The sequence below is a fragment of the Streptomyces niphimycinicus genome, assembly GCF_018883605.1.
GTDB classification, from domain to species: domain Bacteria; phylum Actinomycetota; class Actinomycetes; order Streptomycetales; family Streptomycetaceae; genus Streptomyces; species Streptomyces niphimycinicus.
This window is the reverse complement of the sequence record NZ_JAHLEM010000958.1, coordinates 1-5,167: the sequence shown is the minus strand read 5'-3', so window position 1 is coordinate 5,167 and position 5,167 is coordinate 1. Positions and strand designations below refer to the sequence as shown.

7 protein-coding genes are annotated in these 5,167 nt (G+C 74.4%); all 7 read right to left on the bottom strand.

Going from position 1 to position 5,167, the window contains the following annotated elements; translation table 11 throughout:
• The coding region (locus tag KN815_RS46125) for an ATP-binding cassette domain-containing protein (protein WP_216347759.1) at positions 1 to 475 on the bottom strand (475 nt) is incomplete at its 3' end.
• A 58-nt stretch (positions 476 to 533) separates the two neighbouring features.
• Complete coding sequence (locus KN815_RS46120) at positions 534 to 1,388, bottom strand: ABC transporter permease (RefSeq protein ID WP_372458644.1); 855 nt, start codon at positions 1,386 to 1,388, stop codon at positions 534 to 536.
• 20 nt (positions 1,389 to 1,408) lie between these two features.
• A complete protein-coding gene (modA, locus tag KN815_RS46115; RefSeq protein ID WP_372458642.1) occupies positions 1,409 to 2,260 on the bottom strand; it encodes a molybdate ABC transporter substrate-binding protein in 852 nt (283 codons plus the stop codon).
• Between the two features lie 71 nt (positions 2,261 to 2,331).
• Entirely contained in the window at positions 2,332 to 2,721 is a 390-nt protein-coding gene (locus KN815_RS46110; protein WP_216347756.1) for a TOBE domain-containing protein, read from the bottom strand.
• A gap of 134 nt (positions 2,722 to 2,855) precedes the next feature.
• A complete protein-coding gene (locus KN815_RS46105; RefSeq protein WP_253209669.1) occupies positions 2,856 to 4,331 on the bottom strand; it encodes an FAD-dependent oxidoreductase in 1,476 nt (491 codons plus the stop codon).
• Positions 4,315 to 4,650 (bottom strand): (2Fe-2S)-binding protein, encoded by a 336-nt coding sequence (locus KN815_RS46100; protein ID WP_216347754.1) that lies wholly within the window; start codon positions 4,648 to 4,650, stop codon positions 4,315 to 4,317. Before KN815_RS46100 ends, KN815_RS46105 begins: the two co-directional genes overlap by 17 nt.
• The coding region (locus tag KN815_RS46095; protein WP_216347753.1) for an NAD(P)/FAD-dependent oxidoreductase at positions 4,647 to 5,167 on the bottom strand (521 nt) is incomplete at its 5' end. The genes KN815_RS46100 and KN815_RS46095, both read right to left, overlap by 4 nt.

Below are 5,167 nucleotides of genomic sequence, written 5' to 3'. Positions count from 1 at the left end.
CCCGCTGGGCCTGGCCGCCGGACAGGGCGCGGGGTTTGGCGCCCGCGCGGTCGGTCAGGCCCATCCGCGCCAGCCAGTCGGCCGCCTGGGCGCGGGCCTCCGCCTTCGGCACCCCGTGGCAGCGCGGGCCGAAGGCCACGTTGTCGAGCGCGGTGAGATGGGGGAAGAGCAGATAGTCCTGGAAGACGACGCCGACCGGGCGGTGTTCGGGCGGGGTCCTCAGCCTGCGCTCCGGCTCCTCCAGGGTCCGGCCGTCCAGCCGCAGCGCCCCCGTGGTGAGCGGGGTGAGTCCGGCCAGGGCGCGCAGGGCGGTGGTCTTGCCCGCGCCGTTGGGCCCGAGCAGGGCGACCACCTCGCCGGGCGCGGCGGACAGCCGCAGGTCGAGGCGGAAGGTGCCACGGTCCACGACGAGCCGGGCGTCGAGGCCGTCGGTGCGCGGCCCGGCGTCCTCGGTGGGAGTCGTGTCCGTGGTCATGAGGCGGCCGTCCGGCGGTCGCCCGGCCCCGCGTTCTCGGCGGGAGACGTGTCCGTGGTCATGAGGCGGCCATCCAGCGGTCGCGCAGCCCGGCCAGGACCGCGATGGAGACGGCGAGCAGGACGAGGCTGAGCGCGATGGCGGCGGCCGGGTCGCTCTGGAGCGCGAGATAGACCGACAGCGGCATCGTCTGCGTACGGCCCGGGAAGTTGCCCGCGAAGGTGATGGTGGCGCCGAACTCGCCCAGCGCCCGCGCCCACGCCAGCACCGCGCCCGCGGCCACACCGGGCGCGACCATCGGCAGCGTGACGCGCCGGAAGGCGGTGAAGCGGGAGGCGCCGAGGGTCGTGGCGGCCTCTTCGTAGCGCGGATCGGCGGCCCGCAGCGTGCCCTCGACGCTGATCACGAGGAACGGCATCGCCACAAACGCCTCCGCGACCACCACCCCCGCCGTGGTGAACGGCAGTGTGATGCCGAACGCCGAGTCCAGCCAGCGGCCGACGATCCCGTTACGGCCCAGCGCGAGCAGCAGCGCCACCCCGCCCACCACCGGCGGCAGCACCAGCGGCAGGGTCACCAGGGCGCGCACCAGCCGGCGGCCGGGGAACCGGGCGCGGGCCAGCAGCCAGGCCAGCGGCACGCCCAGCACCAGCGCCACTGCGGTGGCGGCGGTCGCGGTGATCAGCGAAAGCCGCAGCGCCTGCCACACGGCGGCGCTGGTGAGCTGGTCGGGCAGGCTCCGCCAGGGCGCGCGGACCAGCAGCGCCACCAGCGGAAGCACCAGGAAGACCAGGCCGCCGAGGGCGGGCAGCAGCAGCGGCAGCGGGACCCCCGCCCGGAAGCGGGGGGTTCCGGACCGGCGGCGCGAACCGCCGTCCAGAACCTCCGCCGGGCCAGTGGCGACGTCCGGCACCGGCCCGGACTTCTGCTCCGTCACGGCTTGAGGAAACCGGCCTCGCCGAGCACCTTCTGGCCCTGCGCGGACTTCACCAGGTCGATGAAGGCGGTGGCCGCCTCGGCGTTGGGGGCGTTCTTCAGCAGGGCGATCGGATAGTCGTTGATGGCCTGCTCGGACTCGGGGAACTCCACGCCCGCGACGTTGCCGCCCGCCGCCTTCACATCGGTCTTGTAGACGACGGCGGCGTCCACCTCCTTGAGCTGCACCTTGGTCAGGGCGCCCTTGACGTCCTGCTCGTACGAGACCGGGGTGAGCTTCAGCTTGGACGCGTCCAGCGCCTTCTGGGCCGCCGAGCCGCAGGGCACCTCCTTGGCGCACAGCGCGACCTTCAGCCCGGAGCGGGTGAGGTCCTTCAGCGTCGCGATCTTCTTCGGGTTGCCCGGGAGGGTCGCGATCTCTAGCTGGTTGCGGACGAAGGTGGCCGGGGTGCCCTTGGCGTCCTTGGCGTCGGTGACGGTCTTCATGGTCTTCGGGCTCGCGGCGGCGAAGACATCGGCGGGGGCGCCGGAGGTGATGCTGGCCGCGAGGGCGTCGCTGCCGCCGAAGTTGAAGGAGACCTTGGTGCCGGGGTGTTCCTTCTCGAAGGTCTTGCCCAGCGCGGTGAAGCTCTCCTTCAGCGAGGCCGCCGCGAACACGGTCACCGTGCCGGACGGCTTCTTCGAGGAGGAGCCGGCGTCGGACTTCTTGGCGGAGTCACCGGAGTCACCGGAGTCGCCCGAGGAGCAGGCGGTGAGTGCCATGGCGGCGAGCGCGAAACCGCCCACCGCACGGCAGGTCCAACGGACTCGGGGTCGGGGTCGGGATCCGGTTACGGAACGGGTCGTCATGGAGTCTGTCTCTCCCTCTCTGCCTCTGCTGCCGCTGCCGCCTGTGCCACTGCCGCTCTCGGTGCGCGTGCTCACGGGGTTTCCACGACCACGTTGGTCGACTTGATGACGGCGACGGCCGGAACGCCGGGCTCCAGCTTCAGCTCCTCCGCCGACTCGCGGCTGATCATGGACACCACGCGGAACGGCCCGGCCTGGATCTCCACCTGCGCGGACACATCGCCCAGGATCACCTCGGTGACGATCCCCGAGAAGCGATTGCGGGCCGAGGAGCCGGGGTTGTCGCGCTCCGCGCTACTGGCGACCTCGCGGGCGAACGCGGCGAGCGCCGGGCCCGGGATGATCCGGCGCCCCTGCTCGTCCCGTTCGGCGGCCAGCCGTCCGCTGTCGACCCAGCGCCGCAGAGTGTCGGCGCTGACCCCCATCAGGGTCGCGGCCTCACCGATCCGGTACGTATGCATCCGCCGATGGTAGCTCCGCATCTGCGAGCCGGTACACGGCGGTCAGGTGGCATTCGTCCAACGATTCGGGTACGAAAGCTGGCATCTGCGCGATGGGTGGGGGCGGGGGCTCAGGGCTCCCCGTCCCCGTCGGCTCAGGGCTCGCCGTCCCCGTCGGCTCCGGACTCCTCGGCCGCGTCGGCTCCGGGCTCCTCGTCCCCGTCCGCCATCTCCGCCAGTTCCCCCAGCGTCACCAGGGCCGCGAACGGCCGGGCCGAGAGCGGCCGTAGATCCTCCGCCGTGGCCGGGCGGCCGGTCAGCGACGCGGTGACGGCGGCGACGGCGAACCCGCAGATCCGGCCCTGGCACCAGCCCATCCCCGGGCGGGCCAGGAGTTTCATGGTGCGGGGGTCCTCGGCGCCGAGTTCGTCACGGGCGCGGCACAGCTCCCCGTAGGTGACCTCCTCGCAGCGGCAGACCACCGTGCGTTCGGTCAACCGATCCGTCCACCCGGCGGGCACGGGGTAGGTGCCGTGCAGGGCGGCGGCAAAGGCCCGGCCGTGGCGGATCGTGGCGCGCAGCCGTCGCGCGGCGCGCGGATCGACCGGCAGCCGGTGGGCCGCCGCCACGGTCAGGGCGGCCAGCCGTCCCTCGGCGACGGCCAGTGCGGCACCGCCCACGCCCGTGGTCTCCCCCGCGGCCAGGACGTCCGGGACGGTGGTGCGCTGATGGGTGTCGACCACGGCGACGAGGGAGCCGTCGAGGTCGCGCCGGGTGTCGGCGCCGACCATCAGGGGCAGTTCGAGGGCGGGGGTGAACCCCCAGCCCAGCGCCACCAGATCGGCCTCGAGCACCTCGCCACTGTCGAGCCGCACCCCGCGCACCCGGTCCTCGCCCAGGATCTCGGTCACCGCGGCCCGTGTCCGGTACGGGATGCGGTGGCGGGCCATCAGCGCCGCGTACCGCAGCGCCTCGGCGGACTTGGCGGGCACCCGCGCCGCCCCGCCCAGGTGGCGCAGCCAGCCGTGCACCGGGTTGGCCTCGCATACGGCGAGGACGCGTACACCCGCCTGAGCCAGACCCGTCGCCACCGGCAGCAGGAACGGGCCCGTGCCCGCGACCACCGCCCTGCTGCCCGCCGCCGTCCGATGCCCCTTCAGCAGCGCCTGGACGCCTCCGGCCGCCATCACCCCGGGCAAGTCCCAGCCGGGAATCGGCAGTTGGCGGTCGTGGGTGCCGCAGCAGAGCACCAGGGCGCGGGCGCGCACCCGGTCCCGCTCGACGGGGGCGGTGTCGTACGGCCCGTTCAGGCGCAGGGTGAACGGCCCGGTGTCCGGGCGGGGGCGGTCGATCAGCCAGACCTGATGGCCGGGGAGGTAGTGGAGGCGGCCGAGGCGGCGCTGGTGGTGCAGCCGGGCGCGGAGGCGGGCGAAGAGCCGCCCGTCGCGGTGGCCGGGGTGCGGGGGGTGTTCGTCGTCGTGGCGCCAGTACTGGCCGCCGGGCAGCCGGCCCGCGTCGATGAGCGCCACGTCCAGGCCCGCCTCGGCGGCGCCGACGGCGGCGGAGAGCCCGGCGGGCCCCGCGCCCACGACGGCCACGTCATACATCGGCGGATCAGTCGACATCGCCATCACCGCCGCCTTCGCCGTCGCCTTCGCCGTCGCCGCCCTCCGCCGACAGTCGCATCCCGTCCCGTGCCGGGACCAGACAGGCCCGCTGCCCGGGGCGCCCATCCACGGTGATCAGGCAGTCGAAGCACACCCCGATCCCGCAGAACAGCCCGCGCGGCCTGCCCTCCCGCCGCGTCGTCCGCCAGGACACGATCCCGGCGGCCATCAGCGCCGCGCCCACGCTCTGCCCGGGCAGCGCAGTGACCGCCGCGCCGTCGAAGGTCAGCCGGTACGACGGCGCTCCACTACGGGTGCCGCACTCACTTCTCGCGTGGCTCATGCGCGCCCTCCTTCGGCTGCGAAGCGTTCGGGGGCGAACGGCGTCAGGTCCAGCTCCGTCGCCTCGCCTGTCGCCCCGGTCAGGGCCTGTGCGATCAACTTCCCCGTCCCCGCCGCGAGACCGATGCCCGCGCCCTCGTGGCCGCAGGCGTGCCACAGCCCGGGGGCGCGCGGGTCGGGGCCGATGACCGGCAGATGGTCGGGGCAGTACGGCCGGAAGCCCGCGTACACGCGCATCGCCCGCACCGACGCCAGCACCGGGAACAGCCCGATGGCGCCCCGGGCCAGCGCCCGCAGGGCGGCGGGGGACGGCCGCCGGTCGAAGCCGACCCGCTCCCGGGTCGAGCCGATCAGCACCGTGCCGCCGCCCGTGCCCTCCACGACCGGCGACGCCTGAAGCTCCGCGTCCGAACTGGCCACCGCGTCCACGTAGTCGGCCGCGTAGACCTTGTGCCGTACGGTCGCGGGCGGCAGGGGTTCGGTGACGAGGACGAAGCCCCGGCGCGGCAGCACCGGCA